We start from the raw sequence: 23,894 nt of genomic DNA on the forward strand, positions 1-23,894 counted from the left end.
TATGGTGATCCGCCAAAACGTGACTGCCGTTCGCCATGGATTTTGTCATGCTCCCGGTGCAGATTGGCCATCGGCCGCCTTGGCCTTGAGAAAATGGAGAGGACCAGATGAATTGGAAAGCAGTAGCTGCCGCCGCAGCGATGGCCGGCATAGCCTTGGGTTCGGTGACCGCCGCCGACGGCACCCATGACTCGCGCATTGCGCTGATGAAGAAGATCGGCGGTTCGGCGGGTGCCATGGGCGCTATCGCCAAGGGCGAGAAACCCTATGATGCCGAGACGGTAAAAGCGGCGCTGACGACGATCGCCGCAACGGCCAAGGTTTTCCCCGATCAGTTCAAGCCGGGCAGCGATAGGAATGATCCCGAGGTCAACCCGAAGCTCTGGGAAAACATGGATGACTTCAAGGCGCGCGCCGCAAAGCTCTCCGCCGATGCCGAAATCGCGCTCGCTCAGCTTCCGGCCGATGCTGCAGCCGTCGGCGCCACGCTCAATACGCTCGGCGCCAATTGCGGCGGCTGTCACAAGGCCTATCGTCTCAAGGATTGATAGGCCGTTTGATCTGGACTTGATACGCGATCCGCGCCAGCCTTGCCGCCGGCGCGGATCATCTTATTCTCCGACCGTAAGGGCTGGTTGCAGCTCCGCACGGGAAATCTCGGCAAAAGGGGAGGCGGAGCATGGTCCGCAGGTTCGTCCGGTTACTGCTCTGTCTGATCGGTGTCGCCGTCCTTGGCGGCGGCGCCTTCTATCTCGTCACCGCGCCCGATCCGCTGCCGGAGAGCCATTGGGCGGGTCTCGGCGCGCCCGATCCGGTCAACGGTCAGACGGTCTTCTGGGCGGGCGGCTGTGTCAGCTGTCATGCCGCGCCCGGTTCCGAAGGCGATGCCAAGCTGACGCTTTCAGGCGGCCTGGCGCTGAAGAGCCCGTTCGGCACCTTCCACGTGCCGAATATTTCGCCGGATGAAAAGGCCGGCATCGGCGGCTGGACGCTCGCCGCGTTCGGCAATGCGATGAAACGCGGCGTCGGCCCGGATGGCCGGCATCTTTACCCGTCCTTTCCCTATGGTTCCTATGCCCGTATGAGCGACAAGGACGTCAACGACCTCTTCGCCTTTATCAAGACGCTGCCGAAGAGCGCCAACGTCGCACCGCCGCATGAGCTGCCGTTTCCCTACAATATTCGACTTGCGCTCGGCGGCTGGAAATTCCTCTATTTCAGCGATCAGCCGCGGGTGGCGCTGGCAAAGAGCGACGACAAGATCAAGCGCGGGCAATATCTCGTCGAAGGTCCCGGTCATTGCGGTGAATGCCACACGCCGCGCGATGCGCTCGGCGGCTTTGAGGCCGAGCAGTGGCTCGCCGGCGCCCCCAACCCGGAAGGCAAGGGCCTCATACCTAACATCACGCCGGCCTCCAAGAGCATCGGCGGCTGGAGCGAGGCGGATATCGCCAACTACCTCGAAACCGGCTTCACGCCCGATTTCGATTCCGTCGGCGGCCAGATGGTCGACGTCCAACAGAACATCGCCCGCCTGCCGGCCGCCGACCGCGAGGCGATCGCCGCCTATCTGAAGGCGGTGCCGGGGCGTTAGAGCAATTCCAGCAAAAGTGTGTAACGGTTTTGCGTCCGGAATTGTGTGAAAACAAAGAGATAGAGCATTTCCATGATTCGAAGAAAAACGGAAATGCTCGAGAACGCCGTTCTTGACTGCTTGGCACAGTCGCCCAGATCCCTTGTTACAAGGAGGTGGGGCCGGGCATCAGATCATAGGGATGGCGCCAGCCGGGCATGTTGCTGATACGGTCTTTCCAGGCTGCGATGGCCGGATAAGCGGTGTGATCGATCCCGGTTTCCTCCGGCATGAAGACATAGCCTGCCAAGGAGAGGTCCGCGATCGTCAGCCGGTCGCCGACGATGAAGGCCCTGCCTGTCAGGTGTTCGTCGACAATGGCATAGGCAGCTTTGGCTCTCAGTCTCAAAAACTCGGCGACTGGTGTCTCGCCGCTCTTCTGGAGACCATAGATGAACCTCAGCGTCGCGTAATAGCTCGTGAATTTGTGGTTGTCGAAAAGAACCCAACGCATAATGTCGCGCCGCTCTTCGGCTGTTTGCGCCCCAAAGTGCCCTGTCACCTCTGACAAATAATCCAGGATGACTCCCGATTGGCTGATCTTCGTGTGCCCATGTTCGAGCACAGGCGCCTCGCCTTGTTCGTTTACGGTTTTCCGCCATTCTTCGGTTCGCGTTTCGCCGCCCAGATAATCCACGAAAACGCTTTCCCACTCGATGCCGGCAAGCGCAAAGAAGAGCGCGACCTTGTAACAGTTCCCCGAGAGAGCGAAGCAATGGAGTTTGAAATCAGGCATGAAAGCTCCTTATAGGACAAAGACTTGAAGCGTCGGTCGAGCGAATCTGAAGGATCGCGAAGCGCTTCAGGCGATCGACTGCATGTAACGCATACCGGTAACGGGACGCGGGGTAAAATCCATCTGTTCGTAGAAGCGATGCGCCAGCACGTTGCCGGTCGCGGCGCTGACGGAGAGGTAGCCGCAGCCGGCATTGCGCGCGGTCTCGCGCGCCCGGTCGACGAGCAACTGGCCGGTGCCATGGCCGCGATGGCCATCGCGCACGAAGAGATGATGCAGGTCCATGCCGCGTTTGCCTTCCTGCGCCCTGTAGAGCGGCACGAGAATGGCGTAGCCGATCAGCCCATCGCTGATCTCGGCCACAAGCGCGGTAATCCAGGGCAGCGGGCCGAACAGGTCGCGTTCCAGTTGCTCCGGCGTCGCAGCGGCCGCATCGCCGTGATGGGCGGCAAGCAGCGCAATCATCTCGTTGAGCTCTGGCAGATCGCGCGGCTTGGCGGTGCGGATCGTCACCACCGATGGGCGCATCAGTGAAATTTCGCTGTCTTCGATTTCGGTCATGGTCTGCGTCCTTTGATAATCTGCCGTCAGACGCTGCCGATACAACAAAGCCGCCTGACGGCGGCTTGTTGACAATATGATCTGTCCGGCCGCCCTTACAGGTACAGCCAAAAATACGAACGGCTCTGGTGCGCGTTTTTGATCATGGATCATCCATCGCTGCAAACGCGGCATTTGTCAACGCGTTGCAGCATGACGCTCGCGTTCGGCATGGGCATTGATATCGGCCGGCATATGCTGATAGTGTACCCCCCTATATTAATTGCGAGTCCGTCATGTCCCATACCACCCTGCAAAAAAAGAAGCTCGTCGCCCGTATCAGCCGTCTGAAGGGACAGATGGAAGCGGTCGAGCGGGCGCTCGAGGCCGAACGCCCCTGCGGCGAAATCCTGCAGCTGCTCGCCTCGATCCGCGGCGCCCTGACCGGACTGACCGGCGAGGTGCTGGATGATCACCTGCGCGAGCATGTGCTGAATGCCGCCGATGACTCGGCAAGAGCCGAGGCGGTCGAGGAAATATCGGAAGTGCTGAGAACGTATCTCCGCTGAGCGCTTGTAGAAAGGAGCCTGGAATGACTGCCGGGATTGGGAAAACCCAAATGAACAGCCTCGAACATGATCATGTTTTCCTCGGCGCCGATCATGCGGTGAACGAGCGGCGCGTCTGGCTGGTGATCGCGCTGACGGCGGTGATGATGGTGGCTGAGATAACGGCCGGCACCGCCTATGGCTCCATGGCCCTGGTTGCCGATGGCTGGCATATGTCGACCCATGCCAGCGCGCTTCTGATCTCGGCGCTCGCCTATCTCTTCGCCCGCCGGCAGGCGCGCAATCCGCGCTTCACCTTCGGCACCGGCAAGCTCGGCGATCTCGCCGGTTTTGCCAGCGCCGTCATTCTTGCGCTGATCGCTATGCTGATGGCCTGGGAAAGCTGGCTGCGCCTTGCAAATCCGGTGCCGATCGGCTTTGCCCAGGCGATCGCGGTGGCGGTGGTCGGTCTTGCCGTCAACCTCGCCAGCGCCTGGCTGCTTGCCGGCGGCGGCCACCATGCACACGGCCATCATCATCACCACCATCACCATGGCCATCATGATCATGGCGATCACACCCATGATCACCACGCCCACGATAATCATGCAAAGCACGGCGACAACAATATCCGCGCCGCCTATCTGCATGTCGTCGCCGACGCGCTGACCTCCGTGCTTGCCATCGCGGCGCTGACGCTCGGCAGCCTCTATGGCTGGCTCTGGCTCGATCCGATCATGGGCATTGTCGGCGGTCTGGTCATCGCCAACTGGTCCTGGAGCCTGATGAAATCCTCGGGCGGCGTCCTTCTCGACGTCGTCCCGCACGGCGAGACGCTGCCGGTTGACATTCGCGAGGCGATCGAAACGGAGGAAGACCGGATCACCGATCTGCATGTCTGGCAGGTCGGCCCCGGCCATCACGCCGCCATCGTCGCCGTCCTCACCTCCGAGCCGCGCGATCCGGCCTTCTATAAGGCCAGGCTTTCGGCGCTCTCGGAATTGTCGCACGTGACGGTCGAGGTGACGCGCCGCGCCGCATGATTTCGGTGCGGAAGACTTCGTCGCCGCAATGACGAGATGCCGCCGCAATCGCGCCTTAGCTCTGTCCTCCTCACCGCCGGAGGATTTTCATGGATCTCAGTCTTACCCGCCGCATGCTGATAGGCTCGGCTTTGTGCCTGCCTGCCCTCACGCTTCCCGTCAGCGCCGAGGAGAAGAGCGAGGAAGGCGACGACAATGTCGAGCGCCGCCTCGCCGAGCTGGAAAAACGCACCGGCGGGCGCCTCGGCGTCTCGGTGCTCGACACCCAGACCAGCATTTCCTTCGGCTATCGCGGCAGCGAGGCCTTTCCGATGTGCAGCACCTTCAAGGCGCTGGCCGCCGGCTTCGTGCTGGCCCGCGTCGACAAGGGCGACGAGAGCCTCGACCGGCGGGTGACCTACGGCAAGGACAAGCTTGTCGACTATTCGCCGATCAGCGAAAAACACGCAGGCGCCGATGGCATGACGATCGCCGAACTCTGCGATGCGGCGGTGACGGTCAGTGATAATACCGCCGGCAACCTGCTGCTCGAAAGCTTCGGCGGGCCTGCGGGCCTGACCGACTGGCTGCGCTCGATCGGCGACGGCACGACGCGTCTCGACCGCACCGAGCCGACGCTGAACGAGGGCCGGAAGGGCGATCCGCGCGACACGACGACACCGGCTGCGATGCTCGACACGCTCGGCAATCTGACGCTCGGCTCAGTGCTGACGGAAGTCTCCTGCAACAGGCTGATCGCCTGGCTGGTCGCCAGCACGACCGGCAAGGAGCGGCTGAGGGCCGGCCTGCCGGCCGATTGGAAGGTCGGCGATAAGACCGGCACCGGCCCGAACGGCTCCCTCGGCGACATCGCCGTCATCTGGCCCCCCGACCGCGGCCCCATCGTCGCCGCCGTCTATATCGCCGAAGCGACCGTGCCGGTGAAGGACCTCAATCCGGTCTTTGCCGAGGTTGGGCGGATGATTGTCGAGATGGTTTGAACCAGGAAAGATGCGACGGCTGTCCGTTGTGCGGGTGAAAATCCCGCCCCAACGCCTCCCCACAAGGGGGAGGGGCTAACCTGCGGCATGCTCCCTCCACCACAGATGCGCTGCCACATGCGGTGTCGTCAGAAATGAAATGGGACGGGCGCGGCACGGTAGCCCCTCCCCTTGTGGGGAGGGGTTGGGGAGGGTCTTTCTTCCAAGGAACGGCAACTCGTCCATCACGGCAGCGTATAAGCAATCACATAATCGCCCGGTTTTGTCCCGACCGAGCCGTGGCCGCCGGCGACCATGACGACATATTGCTTGTTGTCATCGGTCGTATAGGTCATCGGCGTCGCTTGGCCGCCGGCGGGAAGCCGCGCCCGCCAGAGCTCTCGGCCATTTGTCACGTCATAGGCCCTGAGGTAGTTGTCGACGGCGGCGCCTAAGAAGGCAACGCCCCCCTTGGTCAGCATCGGCCCGCCGATACCGGGCACGCCGACCTTGAAGGGCAGGGGCAGCGGAGTCATGTCGTGCACGGTGCCGTTCTTGTGCATATAGGCGATCTTGCCGGTGCGCAGGTCGACGCCGGCGACATACCCCCATGGCGGCGCCTGGCAGGGGATCTGCAGCGGTCCGAGGAAGGGCCCCATGAAGACGCCGTAGGGCGCGCCGTCATTGCGGTTGAGCCCCTGTTCGCTGCCCTTTTCGTCCTGGCCGCGTGGTGGAATCTCGGCGGCCGGCACCAGGCGCGAGGTGAAGGCGAGGTAGGTCGGCATGCCGAACATGATCTGCCGTTCCGGATCCACCGCGACGCTGCCCCAGTTGAAGGTGCCGAAATTGCCGGGATAGACGATCGTGCCTTCGAGCGACGGCGGCGTATAGCGGCCCTCGTAGCGGTAGCGGTGGAAATCGATGCGGCAGACGAGTTGGTCGAACAGCGACACGCCCCACATGTCCTTTTCCTTGAGCGGCTCGGGCGAAAAGGTGAGGTCGGAGATCGGCTGGGTCGGCGAGGTATGATCGCCCGAAACCGCGCCGCCGGGGGCCGGGATCTCCTTAACCGGGATGATCGGCTCGCCGCTGCGCCTGTCGAGCACGTAGAGATCGCCCTGCTTGGTCGGGCCGACGAGGGCGGGAACCACCGTGCCGTCCTCTTTCGTCAGGTCGATCAGCGCCGGCTGGGCCGGCACGTCCATATCCCAGAGATCGTGATGCACCGTCTGTCGCACCCAGCGCATCTGACCGGTGGCGATGTCGAGCGCGACGATCGAGGAGGAGAATTTCTCGACATTGTCGCTGCGGTTGATGCCGAGCTGATCGGGCACCTGGTTGCCGAGCGGGATGTAGACCATGCCGAGCGCCTCGTCGACGCTGAAGACCGACCAGCTGTTCGGCGAATTGGTCGTGTAGGTCTGGCCGTCGGCGATCGGCGTCGTCACACCGGGATTGCCGGAATCCCAGTTCCACACCAGCGCGCCGGTCTTGATGTCGAAGGCGCGAATGACGCCCGACTGCGCCTCGGTCGAGTAATTGTCGTTCACCGCCCCGCCGATAATGATCTTGCCGGCCACCGCGGCCGGCGGTGAGGTGGAATAATAATAGCCGGCCGGGTTGAAGCGCATGCCGGTTTCCAGATGCAGCACGCCCTGATCGGCAAAGCTCGTGCACACCTTGCCGTCCGCAGCGTCGAGCGCGATCAGCCGGGCATCGGAGGTCGGCAGGTAGACGCGCTCGGCGCAGGGCTGGCCGGCGGCGACATCGGGGTCGGCATAATAGGTGACGCCGCGGCAGGTCTGATGCTGCCGGTTGGGGTTCATGCCGGAATTGGAGTCATATTTCCATTTCTCCTTGCCGGTCTTGGCGTCGAGCGCGATCGCCCAGTTATGCGGCGTGCAGAGATAGAGCGTGTCCTTCACCTTGAGCGGCGTCACCTGATAGGTGGTCTCGCTGATGTCCTCCGGCCGCTTGACGTCGCCGGTCTGATATCGCCACGCCTCCTTGAGGGTGGAGACGTTCTCGACGCTGATCTGGTCGAGCGGCGAATAACGCTGGCCGAAGGGCGTGCGGCCGTACTGATGCCATTCTCCATCCGGCACGCTGCCGCCGAAAACGGGGCTGGCGGCGACCTCATCCCTAGGCAGATCTCCGGCAAGATCATGCGGATCAGTGGTCATCGAATAGAGGGCGACGAGGATGGCGAGAACGACCGGCACGGCAAGCGGCCAGGGATTGGCGCCATAGGTGATGCCGGTCGGGCTGCGAAAGCCGAGCGGCCGGCGGATCCACGGCGTCAGCAGCCAGAGCCCGAGCAGGATGATCATGCCGCCGCGCGGTCCGAGCTGCCACCAGTCGAAGCCCACCTCCCAGACCGCCCAGGCGAGTGCGGCGATGACGAGCACCGCATAGACCCAGAGCGCCACCGCCTTGCGCATCAGAAGAAGCCCGGCGGTGATCAGGAACATCAGCCCGGCGAACAGATAGAAGACGCTGCCGCCGAGCGTGACGAGCCAGAGCCCGCCGCCGCCGAGCGCCAGTCCGATGATGATGAAAAGGATGCAGGTGATGACGATCGCCATAAGGCTGTCTCCCGCTGAGGTTCGCCGGGTGAAGAAGGGCGGAAAAGCCCCGCCGATCAGCCAGATAGCGCAAAGGACATGCCTTTCAACGGCTGCATTTGCCGCAGGCGGATGTCACGGTACGGTTGTACTGGAGCCGCTCACGTCCCGCAGAAGGTCGCAAGCACCCGCTCATGCGGCTTCGGCGGCTCGCCATAGGCGGCGAACTCCGGCTGGTCGTCATAGGGCCTGGCGAGCACCGTCAGCAGCGCCTCGAACAGCGAGAAATCGCCGTTTTCGACCGCCGCCTCGATCGCCTGTTCGACGCGGTGATTGCGCGGAATGAAGGCCGGATTGACGTTGCGCATGGCGGTGACGCGCTCGCTGGCCGTCTGCGGATCGCGCGACAGTCGCTCGCGCCATCGCGTGAGCCAGGTACGGCCGGCCTCCGCCTCGCGGAAACTTGCGGCAAAGGCGGTCTCTGCGGTTTCGTCGCCGGCCAGATCCGACAGTCGGCGGAAGGTCAGGGTGAAATCGGCGCCCTGCGCCTGCATCAGCGACAGCAGCGCCTGCACCAGATCGAGATCACCTTCCTCTTCGCCGGCAAGGCCGATCTTTTTCCGCATACCGGCCAGCCAATGCGCCTGGAACCGCTCGCCATAAGCCCGGATCACCACATTCGCCTTATCGACTGCGCCGTCGGGCTCGGCGTCGATCAGCGGCAGCAGCGTTTCGCCGAGCCGCGCGAGGTTCCATTGGCCGATGGCCGGCTGGTTGGCATAGGCATAACGGCCGTGCTGGTCGATCGACGAGAAGACGGTCGCCGGATCATAGGTATCCATGAAGGCGCAGGGGCCGAAATCGATCGTCTCGCCGGAGATCGTCATATTGTCCGTGTTCATCACGCCATGGATGAAGCCGACATGCAGCCAGCGGGCGATCAGCGCCGCCTGGCGCTCGGAGACTGCCTCGAACAGCGCGAGATAGGGATTGTCTGCTTCTTTCAGCGCGGGATAATGCCGGTCGATGACATAATCGGCGAGCGCCCGCACGCCGTCTGTGTCGCCGCGCGCGGCAAAAAACTGGAAGGTGCCGACCCTGATGTGGCTGGCCGCGACGCGGGTGAAGACCGCACCCGGCAGCACCTCTTCCCGGTAGACCGGCTCGCCCGTCGTCACCGCCGCCAGCGCTCGTGTCGCCGGAATGCCGAGCGCAAACATCGCCTCGCTGATGATATATTCGCGCAGCACCGGCCCGAGGGCTGCCCGCCCGTCGCCGCGCCGCGAGAAAGGCGTCGGCCCGGCGCCCTTCAGCTGGATATCGAAGCGCCTTCCGCTGCGATCGATCACCTCGCCGAGCAGGATCGCCCGGCCGTCGCCGAGCTGCGGCGAGAAGCCGCCGAACTGATGGCCGGCATAGGCCATCGCCAGCGGTTGTGCGCCTTCCGGAACGAGATTGCCGGAAAAGATCGCCGCGCCGTCGCGCCGCAGCGCCTCGACGTCGAGCCGGAGCTCGGCGGCCAGCGGCTCGTTGAGCTTGATCAGCCAGGGCTCCGCCACCGCCGTCGGCATCTGCGCCGCAAAGAAGCGCTGCGGCAGGCCGGCATAGCTGTTGTCGAAGGCGAAGGCCGCACCGGGCCGGTTTTTCTCGAGGGCGGAGGTCATAATCGATAGGTAGGGCCGGGTGGCCCGTGGCGCAAGCTCTTCACGAAGCATGAGGCCGATGCAAGCAATCGTGATCTGCTTTTCTCTTTCGTCAAAGCTGCTTTGCCATAAAGGACATAGCGCCGCCATGATCGCGGGCGTATAGCAGATCGTCTCCCCTTGGCATTACGCCATGTCATCCCCCGCGGCCTTGCTGCCTCTTGTGCTCCGCCGCGCCACCGCGAGTGATCCCGGACGATGTCGGATCAGATTTACCAGGCGCCAATGGCTCGGCGCGCCGCGCCCAATTTCCGGGTGATCGCGATGATCGTCGCGAGTGCGATGCTGATGGAAAACATCGATGCGACCGTGCTGGCGACGGCGCTGCCGACCATGGCGCGCGACTTCGCCGTCAGCGCCCCGGCCATGTCGATCGCGCTCACCTCCTATCTCCTCAGCTTGGCGATCTTCATTCCGGCGAGCGGCCGCATGGCCGACAGTTTCGGCTCCCGCACCGTCTTCCGCGCGGCCATTGCCGTCTTCGTGATCGGCTCCATCCTCTGTGCGCTCGCGCCGACGCTGCCCTTCCTGGTTTTGGCGCGACTGCTGCAGGGCATGGGCGGCGCGATGATGATGCCGGTCGGCCGCCTGGTGCTGATGCGCAGCGTCGCCCGCAAGGATATGGTCAGCGCCATGTCCTGGCTGCTGGTGCCGGCGCTGATCGGCCCGATCGTCGGCCCGCCGCTCGGCGGCTTCTTCGTCACCTATCTCGACTGGCGCTGGATCTTCTACATCAACGTGCCGATCGGCATCATCGGCATGATCTTCGTCTCGATCTATATCGACGAGGTCAAGGGCAAGGCGAGTGGCCCGTTCGATACGATCGGCTTTGTGCTCTCCGGCCTCTCGCTCGGTTCGCTGCTTTTCGGCTTCGAAATGTCGAGCCACGAAGGCGAGGGCGCCTTCTCGCTCTTCCTGATCGCCGTCGGCCTCATCTTCGGCATCGCCTATCTCAGGCATGCCCGCAGGCATCCGTCGCCGATCATGGATTTCTCGCTGATGAAGGTGCCGAGCTTCGGCACGTCGGTCATAGCCGGTTCGCTGACGCGCATCACCCAGGGCGCCCAGCCCTTCCTGCTGCCACTGCTCTTCCAGATCGGCTTCGGCTTGTCGGCCGCCGCCGCCGGCCAGATCGTCATTGCCACCGCACTTGGTGCGCTCGCCATGAAGCCGATGGCGAAGTTCGTCTTCAGCCGGCTCGGTTTCCGCCGCAGCCTCGTCCTCAACGGCATCTTCGGCGCGGTCGGCTACGGCCTCTGCGCCGCCTTCCGGCCGGATTGGCCGATGCCGCTTATCTTCATCGTGTTGATACTCAGCGCCTTCTTCCTGTCGTTCCAGTTCACCGCCTATAACACCATCGCCTATGACCAGATCGACAAGGAGCGGATGAGCTCGGCCACGAGCTTCTACACCACTTTCCAGCAGCTGATGCTGTCGCTCGGCATCTGCATCGGGGCCTTGGCGCTCCACGGCTCCATGGCCTTCAACAATGCCGAAACGCCGTCGCTCGGCGATTTCTCCACCGCCTTCATCGTCGTCACGCTCATCTCGATCACCGCGACCTTCTGGAACCTGCGCTTCTCACCGACCGCCGGTGAGGAGATCAGCGGCTACAAGGCCAAACAGGCGAAAGGCGCCGCCGAAGGCTGACGCCGCCTTTCCTTTCGTCAGAAGCCGACCGGCTCCCGCATCGGCTTTCGCCGCAAGCGCTTGCCCTCCCGCCGGTCCGCCTCGAGCCCGTAAGCGATCGGTCCGCCAAAGGCTGCAAGATCGATATCCCGCAACGCTACCTCCACAATCGCCTCGGGCTCGGCGCGCCCCCGCGGCCCCGTGATCGCAAGCCACAGATCACGCCAGCCTCGCCGGCGCGACGCCGCCTCCACCATCGTCATTGTCCTGCCCTCCCTCTCTGGCTCATGCCGCCTGCGGCAGGCACGCTTCGCAGATGGCCGCGACATGGCGATGATCGGTGCCGCAGCAGCCCCCCAGAACGCGCAGCCCGGGCATGCGATCGAGAAGCTTGCGGTATCGCCGCCCGAGATCTTCGGGATCGCCGGCATCGAGTGTCTCGCTGTTATCAAGCTGCTCGTGGCTCATGGTCGAAGCATTGGCGCGAATGCCGGAAATGCGTTTTACCCATGCGCTGCCATGATCGAGAGCGCCTTCGAAATGCGTCGGATGCGCGCAATTGATCATGTAGTAGACCGGCGTTCCGCCGGTGGCCATGTCGGTTGTCTCGATGGCGTCCTGAATACTGCGGCCCGTCACCAGCCTGCCGTCCGTCTCCAGCGTGAAGGAGATGGCGCAGGGCATGGCGAACGACTTTGCAGCACGCGCCACGCCGATCGCCTCGTCGATGTTCGTCAACGTGAAGGCGCTCACCATATCCGCCTCCGTGCCGGCGAAAGCACCGATCTGGAAAGCGTGGTAGTCTTCCGCTTCGGCCGCATCCATGCTGCCCGCCTTGTAGCCATCGCCGCGCGGGCCGATCGCGCCGCTGATGACGATCGGCTGCTCCGGCCGCTCATAGGCGCTGCGTAAGCCGACGAGCAGGTCGACGGCTTCCTTGTTGGCCGCCTTCAGGGCTTCAGCGGTATAGCCGAGCTTCTGCCCCCAGTCCGGATTGGCGCGCCATGTCGCGGTGTCGAGCACGAAGCCGGTGCCGTGCCGCCGCGCGATATCGAGATAACGGCGATAGTAATTCCGCATCCGCTGGCGCCCGTCTTCGGAAGCCAGCAATATGAAAGCGGCGAAATGCGGAAGCTCGATGCCTTCCTGGAAGATCATCGTCGTTTCCATGCCGCCATCGGTAATGAAGGTGCCGCCTTTAAGCTGCGGCAGACTGTTTCTGTACTTTGCCATTGTTGAAGCCTTTTCCTCGCGGCAGCCGAACAGCTGTCGTCGGACGAAGTTCTCGCGCTTAATCGGCTGCCAAACTAGGCGACTTGCGGTATACTGCCGGCGGTTTTGGCTTTTGCCGATCAATATCAATCGCTTGGCTTGACGGACGCTTCCGGGGGCGGAGGCAGATCTGAACGCGCGGCGCAGAAAACTGTACTGCGGGTACAGGAGGGGACATGCGAAAGGGCGAGGAAACCAGGACCCGCATCCTCGATGTGGCCGAAGCGGCTGTCCTGCAGAAGGGTTTCGGCGGCACTTCCATCGAGGAGCTGATCGCCGAGACGGGCATCACCAAGAGCGGCTTCTTCTATCATTTCAGGGACAAGAACGAGCTCGCCAAGGCGCTGCTCAACCGCTATATCCAAAATGACGAGCGCATCTACGACGAGATCTTCAGCCGTGCGCGCGATCTGACCGACGATCCGCTGCAATCCTTCCTGCTTGGCCTCAAGCTGCTGTCCGAACTGCTCTCCGATCTGCCGAACGGCCATCCCGGCTGCCTTGTGGCGACCGTGTGCTATTACGAGCGGCTGTTCGACCGGGAGATACAGGAGACCAACCGCAATGCGGTGCTTGCCTGGCGGCGCCGTTTCGGCCGCATGCTCCGCGATATCATGGAAGTCTATCCGCCGCGCGAGCCAGTCAATGTCGACCAGCTCGCCGACATGGTGTCCTCCGTCCTGGAAGGGGGCATCGTCCTGTCGAAGACGCTGAAAGAGCCGAACACGCTGGCCGAACAGGTGCTGATGCTCCGCACCTTCGTGAAAATGCTCTTCCTGCCGGTGGCGGAAATGCCGAGGGCGTAGCTGCCGTCAGCGATCCATCGCCGCGGCCATATCGGCGAGCTTGCGCACGGTGTTGAGATTGCGCGATGTCCCCGGCTTCAGCGCCGGCAGCTTCAGTTTCGAGCGGCCGGAACCATTGGGGTAATGCACATAAATTTCGCGGGTCGCGAGTTTTGCCTCCTCGCCGTCGGGCGCCACCATCTTCTCCAGCGCATCGGCAGGAGCGTTTTCGGGCAGGAAGTAGACCAGCAGAAAGTTCGGCTTGGCACCGGGGAAGGGGGCGTTGGTGGCGATTTTGTCGAGCTCCTTGCGGCTGCGCACCATCACGCCCGGCCGCTTGCCCATCTTCTTGCCGAGCGCCGCGTCAAGCTTTTCCTCAGCCGCCGTTTCGGATTCATCCGAGCGGAAGAGCACATTGCCGCTCTGGATATAGGTCTTCACATCCTTGAAGCCGAGCTCTTCGCAGATCGCCTTTAGCTCGGCCATCGGCAAGGCGCCGGTGCCGCCGACGTTTACGGCGCGGAGGAGGGCGATGTAGATGGGCATTTCGGTGTCTCCCTAGACCTGTTGTGCCGTGCCAGCCCCCCTCTATCAACCCTTCACATCTTCCCCGCCACCTTAATCGCAAACGCATACTCAAATGCAATCTCCTCCAGCCGCTGGAAGCGTCCCGAGGCGCCGCCGTGGCCGGCGTCCATGTTGGTCTTGAGCAGGATCGGCGCCGCGCCGGTCGTCTCCTCACGCAGCTTCGCCACCCATTTGGCCGGCTCCCAATAGGTGACGCGCGGGTCGGTCAGGCCGCCGAGTGCCAGGATCGGCGGGTAGGCTTTGGCGCCGACATTGTCATAGGGCGAATAGGCGGCGATCTGGTCGTATTCTTCGCGGCTGTCGATCGGGTTGCCCCATTCCGGCCATTCCGGCGGCGTCAGCGGCAGGGTGTCGTCGAGCATGGTGTTGAGCACGTCGACGAAGGGAACGGCGGCGATGATGCCGGCGAATTTTTCCGGCGCCATGTTGGCGACGGCCCCCATCAGCATGCCGCCGGCCGAGCCGCCCTCGGCGATGATCTTCGCATAAGAGGTGAACTTCTGTTGATTCAGATAGTCGGCCGCAGCGATGAAATCTTTGAAGCTGTTGGTCTTCTTATCCATCTTGCCGTCTTCGTACCAGGCAAAGCCCTTGTCCTTGCCGCCGCGGATATGGGCGATAGCATAGACGAAGCCGCGGTCGGCGAGCGACAGGCAATTGGTGTTGAAGCCGGCCGGAATGGTGATGCCATAGGCGCCGTAGCCGTAGAGCAGGCAGGGCGCCGTGCCGTCGAGCGGCGTGTCCTTGCGATAGAGCAGGGTGACCGGCACCGTCTCGCCGTCCCAGGCGGGCGCGAAGACGCGGCGGGTGACGTAGTCGTCGGGATTGTGGCCCGACGGCACTTCCTGCGTTTTGAGCAGGGTGCGCTCGCGCGTCACCATGTTGTAATCATAGAGCTGCGACGGCGTCGTCATCGAGGAATAGGAGAAGCGGATGACATCCGTGTCGTATTCCGCCGCCCCCGAAAGCCCCAGCGAATATGCTTCCTCGGCAAAGGCGATCGCATGTTCCTCGCCGGTCTTCCGGTCGCGGATCATGATCTGCGGCAACCCGTCCTTGCGCTCCAGCCACAGCAGATGGCGGGCATAGGCCATGTGGCTGATGATCAGCGTGCCCGGCTTATGCGGCACGACCTCGCGCCAGTTTTCCTTGCCCGGTCTATCAACCGGCGCTTCCATGATCTTGAAATCCTTGGCGCCGCCGTCATTCGTCAGGATGTAGAAGACGTCGCCGCCCTCGGTCAGCGAATATTCGATGCCTTCCTCGCGCGCCGCCACCAGCTTCGGCTCGGCCGTCAGATCCTTGGTCGACAGCAGGCGGTATTCGCTGGTCTCGTGGTCGTGGATATCGATATAGATGAAGTCATCAAGCAGCGAGCCGCCGACGCCCATGAAGAAGCCGGCATCCGCTTCCTCGTAGACCAGGCGGTCTTCCGATTGCGGCCGGCCGACAATATGGTGGAACACCTTCGAGGGCCGGTGGTTCTCGTCGAGCGCCGAATAGAAGAAGCTCTTGCCGTCGGGCGCCCAGACGCCGCCGCCGCCAGTATTCTCGATCACGTCGTCGAGATCCTGGCCGGTCGAGAGGTCGCGCACCTTCAGCGTGAAGAACTCCGAGCCCTTGTCGTCATAGCCCCAGATGCCGCGGCCGTGGTCGGTCGAATGATCGAGACCGGCGAGGCGGAAATAGGCCTTGCCTGATGCTTCCTTGTCGCCGTCGAGCAGCACCGTGCGGATCGTCTCGTCGGCGACACGGCCATCGCGAGGAATGCGAAAATAACGCGGCTGTTCGCCGCCGGTCACGTAGGACGTGCCGTAGGCATAGGCGCCGTCCTTCACCGGCACCGAGCTGTCGTCTTCCTTGATGCGGCCGCGCATTTCGGAAAACAGCTGCTTCTGCAGCGGCTTGGTGTCTTCCATCGCCGCATTCATATATGCGTTTTCGGCTTCCAGATGCCGGCGGATCTCGGGGTCCAGGATCGAGGGATCCTTGAACATCGCCTGCCAGTTGTCGGCCCGCAGCCAGGCATAGTCATCCGTGCGGGTAATGCCGTGGCGCGTATCGGAGACGGGCTTCTTCGGTGCGGCAGGCGGTGTCGGCAGGCTCTTGAAAACGGACAAGGAATTGGCTCCGGTGGGAATGTCGGGTTGGCAAGAGATAGAGGCGCGCCGCCGCCGGATCAAGCGTCAAGGCTGCGTCAAGCGGAGCGGGCGACCATTCACAGGCGAGGGGAGTGCTCTGCCCGGCCTGCCTTGATGTCACCACAATGTTTAAGAAAGTCCGCTATCCCAGAGCGAAATTTGCACGTGCCCAGCCCTCCGGCAAGCCGCCGCTGGCCCGGATGAGACTGTACAACAGCAAGGAATTTTCTCCGCAATGCCGAAACGTCTGCTCCTGCTTGTATCCCTGGCCGGCCTGGCCGCCCCCGCTTTTGCCGTCGATCCCGCGATCAAGAAGCAGCTGGAAAAACTCGATCCTGCGACCCGCCTGGAACAGAGCTGCGATACGGAGGCGATGAGCCGCATCACGAAGGACAGCACCGGTTTCAAGCCCGATAAGGTGATCGCCTATACGTTCAAGGATCCGATCGCCGGCGACAATTCGCTGCAGGCTCCGGGCGCAGTCTTCCGCAGCAAGGGCGACTGGTATCATCTTTCCTTCACTTGCATCACCGGCCCGCAGCATCTCAACGTGCGCCAGCTCGATTACCAGATCGGCGAGAAGGTGCCGCGCGAGAAGTGGGACAAATATTATCTCTACGATTGACCGCTGTTCCGGCAGCTGCGCTGACCGGCCACATGGCGGTGGGCGAAAACGGCCTCTAAACTTGCTCGATCGAATCGTAGAAGTCCGTCAATGAACCGCATCCTCATCGCTTCGGCGTTCCTTCTGGCCTGCATCTCCGCGGTATGCGCGGCCGAAACGCCGCCGCTGCCGGTCGCCGTTGCCCCGGTCATAAAGGCGCCCGCGGCAAAGCTCGTCGAGCCGCGCCTCTTTATTGCCCGTTCCAACATACCAGGCCATGCCCGCATTGCCCTGACGTTCGATGCCTGCATGGGCCAGGCGGACGAGCGCATCCTGTCGACCCTGGTGCGCGAGCGCATTCCGGCGACGATCTTCGTCACCGCCCGCTGGCTGAAGCGCAACCCCGCCGCCCTTGCCGTTTTCCTGCAGAATCCCGAGCTGTTCGAACTCGAAAATCATGGCGAGAACCACATTCCGGCCGTCGACACGCCGACGCTGGTCTATGGCATAGCCTCCGCCGGTTCGCCGCAGGCCGTCCGACAGGAAGTCGAAGGCGGCGCTGCCGCCATGCTCGCATCCGGCATTCCCGCACCGCACTGGTTCCGCGGCTCGACCGCCAAATATGACCTTTCCGCCATCGGCGAAGTCCGCGCCATGGGCTATCGCATCGCAGGCTATTCCGTGAACGGCGACGGCGGGTCGCTGCTCGGCGCCGCAATCACCGAAAAACGCATCGCCTCGGCCAAGGACGGCGATGTCGTCATCTCCCACATCAACCAGCCGACCCATGCGGCGGGAGAAGGGGTGGCGAAGGCGCTGGTCGATTTGAAAGCCGAGGGCACGGAGTTTGTTCGGCTGCAGGATGTGAAAGATATGGGCGACGATCAGACGACGGAGTAGTTCTGTGGTTGAGGGTGTGCCGTGGCTGCGGGGCACAGCAGCCGATATGAAGCCCCTATCTCAACCCACTCCCAACCCGCAGCCCATCTTCCCCAAACCGCCGCATCCCCGGCCCATCCCGGTCGAGCGCGAAATCCTCGAACCAGTCGCGATGCATGCCGGCAATCATAGCGCCGATCATTTGGGCGGCGAGGTAGGAAAAGGTAATGCCGTTGCCGCCGTAACCATAGGCGGCAACCACATGCGGCATGCCGGGCACCGGCCCGATCAGCGGCAGGCCGTCGGCCGTTTCGCCGAAGGTTCCGCCCCAGACATGGGCGATGCGGGCATCGGCTCTCGGCCATAGCCGCTTCATCTTCTCCTGGATTGCGCGAATCTTGGACGGCAGCCGGCGATCCCGCGCCGCTGCATCCGTCGTCCCGTCATCCTCGCCACCGGCGACGATGCGGTTGTCGGCGGTCGTGCGCATGTAGAGATAGGGATGGCTGTCCTCCCAAATCAACGCCCTGTCGCGCCAGAACGTGGCGGCGTGCTGCGGGACGGTGGCGAATGCCCAGCTCGAGCTTGTCCGGTGCAGCTTCGGCATATCGAGGCCGGGCATCGAATAGCCGGTTGCCAGCACCACATGCCGCGCTTCGATGACATGGGTGCCGTCGGTTTCGACCGTCACGTGGTCGCCTTCGCTGTGTAGCGCGGTTACCGAAGCCCGGACCAGCTGCGCGCCGTGCCGCATAGCCATCGCAATCAGTGCCCAGGTCAAGAGCAGTGGATCGGCCTCCGCCGAGCCCGGCGAATAGATCGCCCCATCCCGATCGAGCTCGAACTGGGTGAAGAGATCGGGATGTTCGAGATAGACGCCGGGCAGGCCGGCCCGGCGCCGCAGCTGGCGCTCTTTCAGCAGGTCGCGGGCGCTTTCCTGGTTGGCGGCGAGATAGAGCGTGTTGCGCGGCCGGAAGCCGCAGGCGATCGCGTTTGCGGCGACCAGCTTGGCAAGGCCTGCGACGGAAGCGGCGCTGCGGCGATAGATGCCGGCGGCGCGCTCGAAGCCGTACCAGGTCTCCAGCTCGCTGAGCGTACTGTCGATCTCCCATTGCAGCATCGCGGTGCTGGCGGCAGTACTGCCGAAACCCGGCTCCTCCCGGTCGACGATGACAACGGAGAAGCCGCGCGCCGCAAGGTGCTCTGCGACCAGCGCGCCGGTGATGCCGCCGCCGATCACCGCGACATCGGTGGAAAAGCTCTCAGCGATCGCTTGCCATGCTGGCCGTATGCCGGTTCGTCCCCAGAGCGAACGGCCGCTGACCATCTGCTCATGATCGGCTTCGTCGAGATCGAGATCGGATGCCACAGATGTCTCCTCGCTTGATCACTTCGGCAATTGCGGCTGCGGTCTTTCTTCGATCAGCAATTCCTCGATAATAGTCATCACGATCAGCGACAGCGGCAGCGCCAGCATCGCCCCGACCGCGCCCCACATCCAGGTCCAGAACAGGATGGCCAAGAAGACGATAAAGGGGTTGATTTCCAGCCGCCGTCCCATCACTGCCGGGAAAATCAGGTTCTCCATGACGAGGTGCACGGTGAAAAAGGCGGCGGCCGGCATCAGGCCGACGATGAAGGCGTCATAGGTGATGATGCCGGCGATGGCGACGGAAAGCGTCATCAGCGTGATGCCGAGATAGGGAATGAAGCTCGACAGGAAGGCGAAGAAGCCCCACAGCACCGGTGCCGACAATCCGCTCGCATAGGCGATGACCGTCATGACGACGCCGAGCCCGACATAGATCAGCGAGGCGGTGGCGAAATAGAAGCCGAGCACCTGCTCGACGGCATTGATGACGCGGATCGCCGCCAGCCGCTGCGTGCGGGTGCGGAAGGTCATGATGATTGTCTTGCGCAGATTGACCCGGCTGGCGAGGAAGAGGAGCAGTGCGGCGAAGAAGATCAGCCCCTGCACCAGCGCCGGCGTCAGGCTTGTGGTCACCAAATGCAGGACGTTGCCGGTGTTTTCGAGCAGCGCGCCGATCGACATCGGCCCGCTTTCGAATGTCGCCGGCGTGATATGCAGCCATTCGATGCGCTCGAGATAGGGCATGATGCGGCTGATCGTCCGCTCGACGAAAGCCGGCGCTTCGTTGGCAAGCATCGTCAGCGGACCGACAAGCGAATTGGCCAGCAGAGCGATCACCAGGGCGACGGCGCTCGACAGAAGGAAAGCGTTGGCGAGCCGCGGCACGCCCATTTTGCCGAGATTTTCCGCGGCGAGGCCGAGGATCATGCCGACGACGACGGCAAGGGTGATAGGAATGAGGATCAGCGACATCATGTAGACGGCGGCAAGGCCGAGTATGGCAAAGATGCCGATGATCGCCCAGGCCATGCTGATATCAAGCCCGTCCTTTTCAAGCCGATGCACCGGCGGGGGAGGCAATTCCTCCGCCGTCTCCCGCAATGACTGCGCCCAGGCGCTGGTATGACGTTCGCCGATGGCGATCTTCCTTGCTTGTTTCCGGATGCCGTTGGCGATGCCCATGCGGTGAGGTCCCCGAAGCCCCATTGCTTCGCCACGAAAACGCGCTGATGCGGTTCCGGTTCCGCTTGGGGTCATGCGACGTCAAAAGATGTCCCCTCGGCTTGCCGCAGGGGCGATCAGCAGGAGACCTCCGCCCTCATCGACGACCGCGTGGATTTGATGCGGCCGCCGGAACAACCTCCCGGTCGCCGACGTTCGATCTCTGAAGGAGATAGCTCATGACTGCAGATCGCGATCAGACGAAGGTCACCGAGAGCTTTTCGACCAATCCCCCTTATGCGGACGAGACGAAGCTCAAAGCCGCCGATCGTAGGCGGTGGTGGGGTTGGACCGCCCTCGTGGCGGGTGCGGCGGTCCTCATCATAGCCGGCGTAAGCGTGGCGATCTGGCCCGATCCCACCAATAACGATCCGACGGCGACAGCATCGACGAAGCCGGATCCGATCAATGCGCAGCCGTCCGGCCCCGGCACCTTCAACGATGACCCGGTCTCCGGCCCTTCACGGCCGCCCGAAGCGACGGACCGCGATCCGACGCCGAGCGGAAGCGGTAGCGGACCGACCGGGGTGACCACGCCATCCGGAACCGAAAAGGTTCAATAGATGGAGTTCAGGCCGACAGCGTCAGGCCGATGCCCCAGGGATCCCTGAGGAAGACGCCGCCATCGCGTTTCTCGCTGTCGATCTCCAGCGCGTCGAGCTTCGAGACCGCCGCATCGAGCGTCGCCTTGTCGTTGAAACGGATCTTGTAATCCGAAAGCCCGGTCATATTGTCGGCGCGCGGAGCCGCACCGCGGCTGTTCCAGATATTGGCGGCGAGATGGTGATGATAGCCGCCGGTGGCAAAGAAGCTTGCGCCGGGATAACGGGCCATCAGCTTGAGGCCGAGCACGTCGCGGTAGAAGGCGTCGGCCTGCGGGATATCGCCGACCTGCAGATGCAGATGGCCGATCGCCGTGCCCTCAGCCATGCCGCCCCAGCGATCCTCGGGCGCGCTGTCGTAAAGCGCCTGCAGGTCGAGGCGCAGAGTCGCCATCTCCACCATGCCGTCCTGATGGAACTTCCATCCTTCGTGCGGCCGGTCGGCATAGATTTCGATGCCGTTGCCTTCCGGGTCGGAAAGATAGATCGCCTCGCTGACGAGATGGTCGGAGGCGCCGTCGAGCACGACATTGTTATGCGCCGCGTGGCGCAGCCACCGCGCCAGTTCGGTGCGGTCGGGCATCAGGAAGGCGGTGTGGAACAGCCCGGCGGCGTTTCGCGGCGCGATGGCGGCATTCCCAGCGGTCGTCAGCGTCAGCAGCGGCAGAGCGCCGACCCCGAGAACCTCGCCGCTTGCCGTCTTGTCGATGACTTTCAGACCGAGCATCGACTGATAGAAGCCGGAAACGAGGCCGAGGTCCTTAACGACGAGATGCGATTGGTCGATATAGGCAGGCCGCGTCAGCGCATAGGATGTTTCGGTCGTCATGGATAATTCTCCTGCCTCTGGGATCGACGGCGCACCGGCGGTGGCGGCAACCATGCCGCCCGTGGCAAGCCCGAGAAAGTGTCGCCGGTTCATGCGCCTGATATCCTCTCGGCTGCCGTACTTGATCCCTATATGGCCCATCGCCATTGTTCACAGAAGCCTCGTTTTTGAGGATGAAGCGTTGAGCAAGCGTTGACAATCGCTTGCGTGTCCCGCCGACTTGATCGCGATCAATGCGTCCATATCTTCTAAAGAGGAAGCTTAGCATCTCAGTCATGGAGGGAAGCCATGTACAGGAAGATCATCGTGGCGATTGCGCTCGGCGGTCTTGGCAGGGGAGAAGATATCCTCCGCAAGGCCGCATCGCTGCTCGACGAGGGCGGCGAGATTATCGTGCTCAACGTCGTCGAGGATGTGCCGACCTATGTCGCGATCGAACTGCCGGCCAATATGCTGGAGGACGCCATGAAGGACGGCCGCGACAGGCTGCAGGCGCTGGTCACCGCAACCGGAGTCGCGGCAACGGTCGAAATCCGCAACGGCCCGCCGGCCAAGGCCATCATTGCGGCTGCCGAGAGCCATCGCGCCGACCTCATCATCCTCGCCTCGCATGTGCCGGATTTTTCCAACTACTTCATCGGCGCCACGGCCGACCGCGTCGTGCGCCATGCCAAGTGCTCCGTGCTGGTCGAACGGCACAAGATCTGAGCGCGCGTTTTCCCTTTTCTCCGCTCGCCACGCTTAAAGCGCGGCAGGCGCCGCGTGACCTGTCACGAAGATTTACCGCGCCCGCGATGTGCCGCTGTTGCGCCGCCATCCGTTCAATGCGACCATCACCGTCGGGCACGAAACGGATTGGCGCGCATGGCTGAGTTCAACGGCATTCGCTGGGCTTACGACAGATATGAGCTGATCGCCGATGGCATCGTCCATGGCGTCGGCCTCGTGCTGGCGCTGATCGGCGCCACCGTGCTGATCTTCTACGCCACGGTCTGGAGCTCCTACGGCGCACTCGCCGCGGCCTGGATCTATGGTGTCGGACTGGTGCTGACGCTTGCCATTTCTTTTTCCTACAATCTCTGGCCGGTTTCTCGCACGAAATGGTTCCTGCGCCGCTTCGATCATTCGGCGATCTTCATCCTGATCGCCGCCACCTATACGCCCTTCCTCCAACGCGGCGCCGACGATCCGCTGCTCTTGTACATGCTGGTGGCGATCTGGCTGTTCGCCGCAGTCGGCATCGTCCTGAAATGCGTCTTTCCCGGCCGCTACGACCGTCTCGCCATCCTGCTTTACCTCGCCATGGGCTGGAGCGGCGTGCTGGTCGCCGGGCCTGTCTCTGCGCGCATCCCCTCCGCCTCGATGCTGCTGATCGTCATCGGCGGCGTCCTCTACTCGCTCGGCGTCATCTTTCATGTCTGGGAGAAACTGCGCTTCCAGAACGCCATCTGGCACGGTTTCGTCGTCACCGCCGCCGCCGTGCACTATTCGGCCGTCTTCACCTGTTTCAGCCTGCCGGTGCAGGGTTTCTGAGGGCTGCCTCAGCGCAGCCATCCGCAAACGGCGTCTCCGCCATCTGCCGTTTACATCTTTTGCACCGCGGCGTATGCCCCCTGACAGCCAATCGAACCCGGACCAACCATGACAGACGCCGTCCTCCTTCGCGACGCCACCGAAGCCGATCTTCCGGCCATCCGCGAGATCTACAATCATGCCGTCGAGCACACGACGGCGATCTGGAACGAGACTCTCGTCGATCTCGAAAACCGGCGGGAATGGTTGAACGCGCGCAAGGCGCGCGGCTTTCCCGTCATCGTCGCCGAGATGTCGGGCAAGGTCGCAGGCTACGCCTCCTATGGCGACTGGCGCGCCTTCGAGGGCTACCGCCATACGGTCGAACATTCCGTCTATGTCGACAAAGATTGGCGCGGCGCCGGTATCGGCGAGGCGTTGATGCGGGCGCTGATAGCGCGTGCCGCTGCCGCCGAAATCCACGTGATGATCGCTGGCATCGAGGCTGAGAACGCCGCCTCGATCCGGCTGCACGAGAAACTCGGCTTCCGTATCGCCGGCAGATTTTCCGAGGTCGGCACCAAATTCGGCCGCTGGCTGGATCTCACCTGCATGGAGCTTCGTCTGCCCGCTCGAGGCGGATGACCGCCTGCCTGGGCAAGGCGGATGACCACCTGCCTGGGCAAGGCGGATGACCGCCTGCCTGGCAAGGCGGATTACCGGCCTGCCTGGGC

General features: G+C 63.2%; 24 protein-coding genes. 13 read left to right on the forward strand and 11 right to left on the reverse strand.

All coding sequences use genetic code 11. The features are described from left to right. Positions 1-107 precede the first annotated feature (107 nt). On the forward strand, positions 108-548 hold the full coding sequence (locus tag A7X77_RS05155) for a c-type cytochrome (RefSeq protein WP_064681933.1): 441 nt from the start codon (positions 108-110) through the stop codon (positions 546-548). Between the two features lie 131 nt (positions 549-679). Then, the gene (locus A7X77_RS05160; protein WP_064681934.1) at positions 680-1,594 is read left to right on the forward strand and encodes a cytochrome c; all 915 of its coding nucleotides are present in this window, start codon (positions 680-682) and stop codon (positions 1,592-1,594) included. Positions 1,595-1,739: 145 nt separating this feature from the next. Here A7X77_RS05160 and A7X77_RS05165 read toward each other — a convergent pair whose 3' ends face one another. Continuing rightward, on the reverse strand, positions 1,740-2,369 hold the full coding sequence (locus A7X77_RS05165) for a glutathione S-transferase family protein (protein ID WP_064681935.1): 630 nt from the start codon (positions 2,367-2,369) through the stop codon (positions 1,740-1,742). Positions 2,370-2,435: 66 nt separating this feature from the next. After that, positions 2,436-2,930, reverse strand: coding sequence for a GNAT family N-acetyltransferase (locus A7X77_RS05170; protein WP_064682315.1), 495 nt, complete (start codon positions 2,928-2,930; stop codon positions 2,436-2,438). 275 nt (positions 2,931-3,205) lie between these two features. Here A7X77_RS05170 and dmeR point away from each other — a divergent pair, with 275 nt between their 5' ends. The 3 genes from dmeR (at position 3,206) to bla (ending at position 5,480) form a co-directional block, all read left to right on the forward strand. Continuing rightward, the gene (gene dmeR / locus A7X77_RS05175; RefSeq protein WP_064681936.1) at positions 3,206-3,478 is read left to right on the forward strand and encodes a Ni(II)/Co(II)-sensing transcriptional repressor DmeR; all 273 of its coding nucleotides are present in this window, start codon (positions 3,206-3,208) and stop codon (positions 3,476-3,478) included. A 23-nt stretch (positions 3,479-3,501) separates the two neighbouring features. Then, positions 3,502-4,500 carry a CDF family Co(II)/Ni(II) efflux transporter DmeF gene (dmeF, locus tag A7X77_RS05180; RefSeq protein ID WP_064681937.1) on the forward strand — a complete coding sequence of 333 codons (999 nt, stop codon included), beginning with the start codon at positions 3,502-3,504 and terminating at the stop codon, positions 4,498-4,500. Between the two features lie 89 nt (positions 4,501-4,589). Further along, positions 4,590-5,480: a class A beta-lactamase gene (gene bla / locus A7X77_RS05185; protein ID WP_064681938.1), complete on the forward strand. Its 891-nt coding sequence runs from the start codon at positions 4,590-4,592 to the stop codon at positions 5,478-5,480. A 224-nt stretch (positions 5,481-5,704) separates the two neighbouring features. Here the strand turns inward: bla and A7X77_RS05190 are convergent, their stop codons facing one another. Then, complete coding sequence (locus A7X77_RS05190; protein ID WP_064681939.1) at positions 5,705-8,044, reverse strand: glucose/quinate/shikimate family membrane-bound PQQ-dependent dehydrogenase; 2,340 nt, start codon at positions 8,042-8,044, stop codon at positions 5,705-5,707. A 140-nt stretch (positions 8,045-8,184) separates the two neighbouring features. Beyond that, a complete protein-coding gene (locus tag A7X77_RS05195; protein ID WP_064682316.1) occupies positions 8,185-9,687 on the reverse strand; it encodes a protein adenylyltransferase SelO in 1,503 nt (500 codons plus the stop codon). A gap of 237 nt (positions 9,688-9,924) precedes the next feature. Between A7X77_RS05195 and A7X77_RS05200 the strand changes: the two genes are divergently transcribed. Further along, the gene (locus tag A7X77_RS05200) at positions 9,925-11,376 is read left to right on the forward strand and encodes a DHA2 family efflux MFS transporter permease subunit (RefSeq protein ID WP_064681940.1); all 1,452 of its coding nucleotides are present in this window, start codon (positions 9,925-9,927) and stop codon (positions 11,374-11,376) included. A 17-nt stretch (positions 11,377-11,393) separates the two neighbouring features. Here A7X77_RS05200 and A7X77_RS05205 read toward each other — a convergent pair whose 3' ends face one another. After that, positions 11,394-11,618 carry a hypothetical protein gene (locus tag A7X77_RS05205; RefSeq protein ID WP_064681941.1) on the reverse strand — a complete coding sequence of 75 codons (225 nt, stop codon included), beginning with the start codon at positions 11,616-11,618 and terminating at the stop codon, positions 11,394-11,396. 22 nt (positions 11,619-11,640) lie between these two features. Beyond that, on the reverse strand, positions 11,641-12,588 hold the full coding sequence (locus tag A7X77_RS05210) for a homocysteine S-methyltransferase family protein (RefSeq protein ID WP_064681942.1): 948 nt from the start codon (positions 12,586-12,588) through the stop codon (positions 11,641-11,643). A gap of 215 nt (positions 12,589-12,803) precedes the next feature. On the opposite strand from A7X77_RS05210, the gene A7X77_RS05215 reads away from it, so the two are divergent. Next, positions 12,804-13,433: a TetR/AcrR family transcriptional regulator gene (locus tag A7X77_RS05215; protein ID WP_064681943.1), complete on the forward strand. Its 630-nt coding sequence runs from the start codon at positions 12,804-12,806 to the stop codon at positions 13,431-13,433. A gap of 6 nt (positions 13,434-13,439) precedes the next feature. Here the strand turns inward: A7X77_RS05215 and A7X77_RS05220 are convergent, their stop codons facing one another. Together A7X77_RS05220 and A7X77_RS05225 are read right to left on the reverse strand one after the other, a co-directional pair. Further along, on the reverse strand, positions 13,440-13,958 hold the full coding sequence (locus A7X77_RS05220; protein ID WP_064681944.1) for a DUF1697 domain-containing protein: 519 nt from the start codon (positions 13,956-13,958) through the stop codon (positions 13,440-13,442). 53 nt (positions 13,959-14,011) lie between these two features. After that, entirely contained in the window at positions 14,012-16,120 is a 2,109-nt protein-coding gene (locus tag A7X77_RS05225) for a S9 family peptidase (RefSeq protein ID WP_064681945.1), read from the reverse strand. A 256-nt stretch (positions 16,121-16,376) separates the two neighbouring features. Here A7X77_RS05225 and A7X77_RS05230 point away from each other — a divergent pair, with 256 nt between their 5' ends. Then, on the forward strand, positions 16,377-16,766 hold the full coding sequence (locus tag A7X77_RS05230) for a DUF930 domain-containing protein (protein WP_064681946.1): 390 nt from the start codon (positions 16,377-16,379) through the stop codon (positions 16,764-16,766). Between the two features lie 90 nt (positions 16,767-16,856). Next, complete coding sequence (locus A7X77_RS05235) at positions 16,857-17,645, forward strand: polysaccharide deacetylase family protein (protein WP_064681947.1); 789 nt, start codon at positions 16,857-16,859, stop codon at positions 17,643-17,645. A gap of 55 nt (positions 17,646-17,700) precedes the next feature. Here A7X77_RS05235 and A7X77_RS05240 read toward each other — a convergent pair whose 3' ends face one another. Together A7X77_RS05240 and A7X77_RS05245 are read right to left on the reverse strand one after the other, a co-directional pair. Beyond that, on the reverse strand, positions 17,701-18,993 hold the full coding sequence (locus tag A7X77_RS05240) for an NAD(P)/FAD-dependent oxidoreductase (protein ID WP_064681948.1): 1,293 nt from the start codon (positions 18,991-18,993) through the stop codon (positions 17,701-17,703). An 18-nt stretch (positions 18,994-19,011) separates the two neighbouring features. Beyond that, positions 19,012-20,178, reverse strand: coding sequence for an AI-2E family transporter (locus tag A7X77_RS05245; protein WP_064681949.1), 1,167 nt, complete (start codon positions 20,176-20,178; stop codon positions 19,012-19,014). 218 nt (positions 20,179-20,396) lie between these two features. Here A7X77_RS05245 and A7X77_RS05250 point away from each other — a divergent pair, with 218 nt between their 5' ends. After that, the gene (locus A7X77_RS05250) at positions 20,397-20,780 is read left to right on the forward strand and encodes a hypothetical protein (RefSeq protein WP_064681950.1); all 384 of its coding nucleotides are present in this window, start codon (positions 20,397-20,399) and stop codon (positions 20,778-20,780) included. 7 nt (positions 20,781-20,787) lie between these two features. Here A7X77_RS05250 and A7X77_RS05255 read toward each other — a convergent pair whose 3' ends face one another. Further along, complete coding sequence (locus A7X77_RS05255) at positions 20,788-21,741, reverse strand: VOC family protein (protein WP_197486789.1); 954 nt, start codon at positions 21,739-21,741, stop codon at positions 20,788-20,790. A gap of 195 nt (positions 21,742-21,936) precedes the next feature. Here A7X77_RS05255 and A7X77_RS05260 point away from each other — a divergent pair, with 195 nt between their 5' ends. From A7X77_RS05260 to A7X77_RS05270, 3 genes are all read left to right on the forward strand, one after another. Next, on the forward strand, positions 21,937-22,356 hold the full coding sequence (locus tag A7X77_RS05260; RefSeq protein WP_064681952.1) for a universal stress protein: 420 nt from the start codon (positions 21,937-21,939) through the stop codon (positions 22,354-22,356). Positions 22,357-22,512: 156 nt separating this feature from the next. Continuing rightward, the gene (trhA, locus tag A7X77_RS05265) at positions 22,513-23,181 is read left to right on the forward strand and encodes a PAQR family membrane homeostasis protein TrhA (RefSeq protein ID WP_064681953.1); all 669 of its coding nucleotides are present in this window, start codon (positions 22,513-22,515) and stop codon (positions 23,179-23,181) included. Positions 23,182-23,289: 108 nt separating this feature from the next. Then, complete coding sequence (locus A7X77_RS05270) at positions 23,290-23,805, forward strand: GNAT family N-acetyltransferase (RefSeq protein WP_064681954.1); 516 nt, start codon at positions 23,290-23,292, stop codon at positions 23,803-23,805. The last annotated feature ends 89 nt before the right edge of the window (positions 23,806-23,894 follow it).

The sequence above is a fragment of the Rhizobium bangladeshense genome (genome assembly GCF_001662075.1).
In the GTDB taxonomy this organism is placed as follows: domain Bacteria; phylum Pseudomonadota; class Alphaproteobacteria; order Rhizobiales; family Rhizobiaceae; genus Rhizobium; species Rhizobium bangladeshense_B.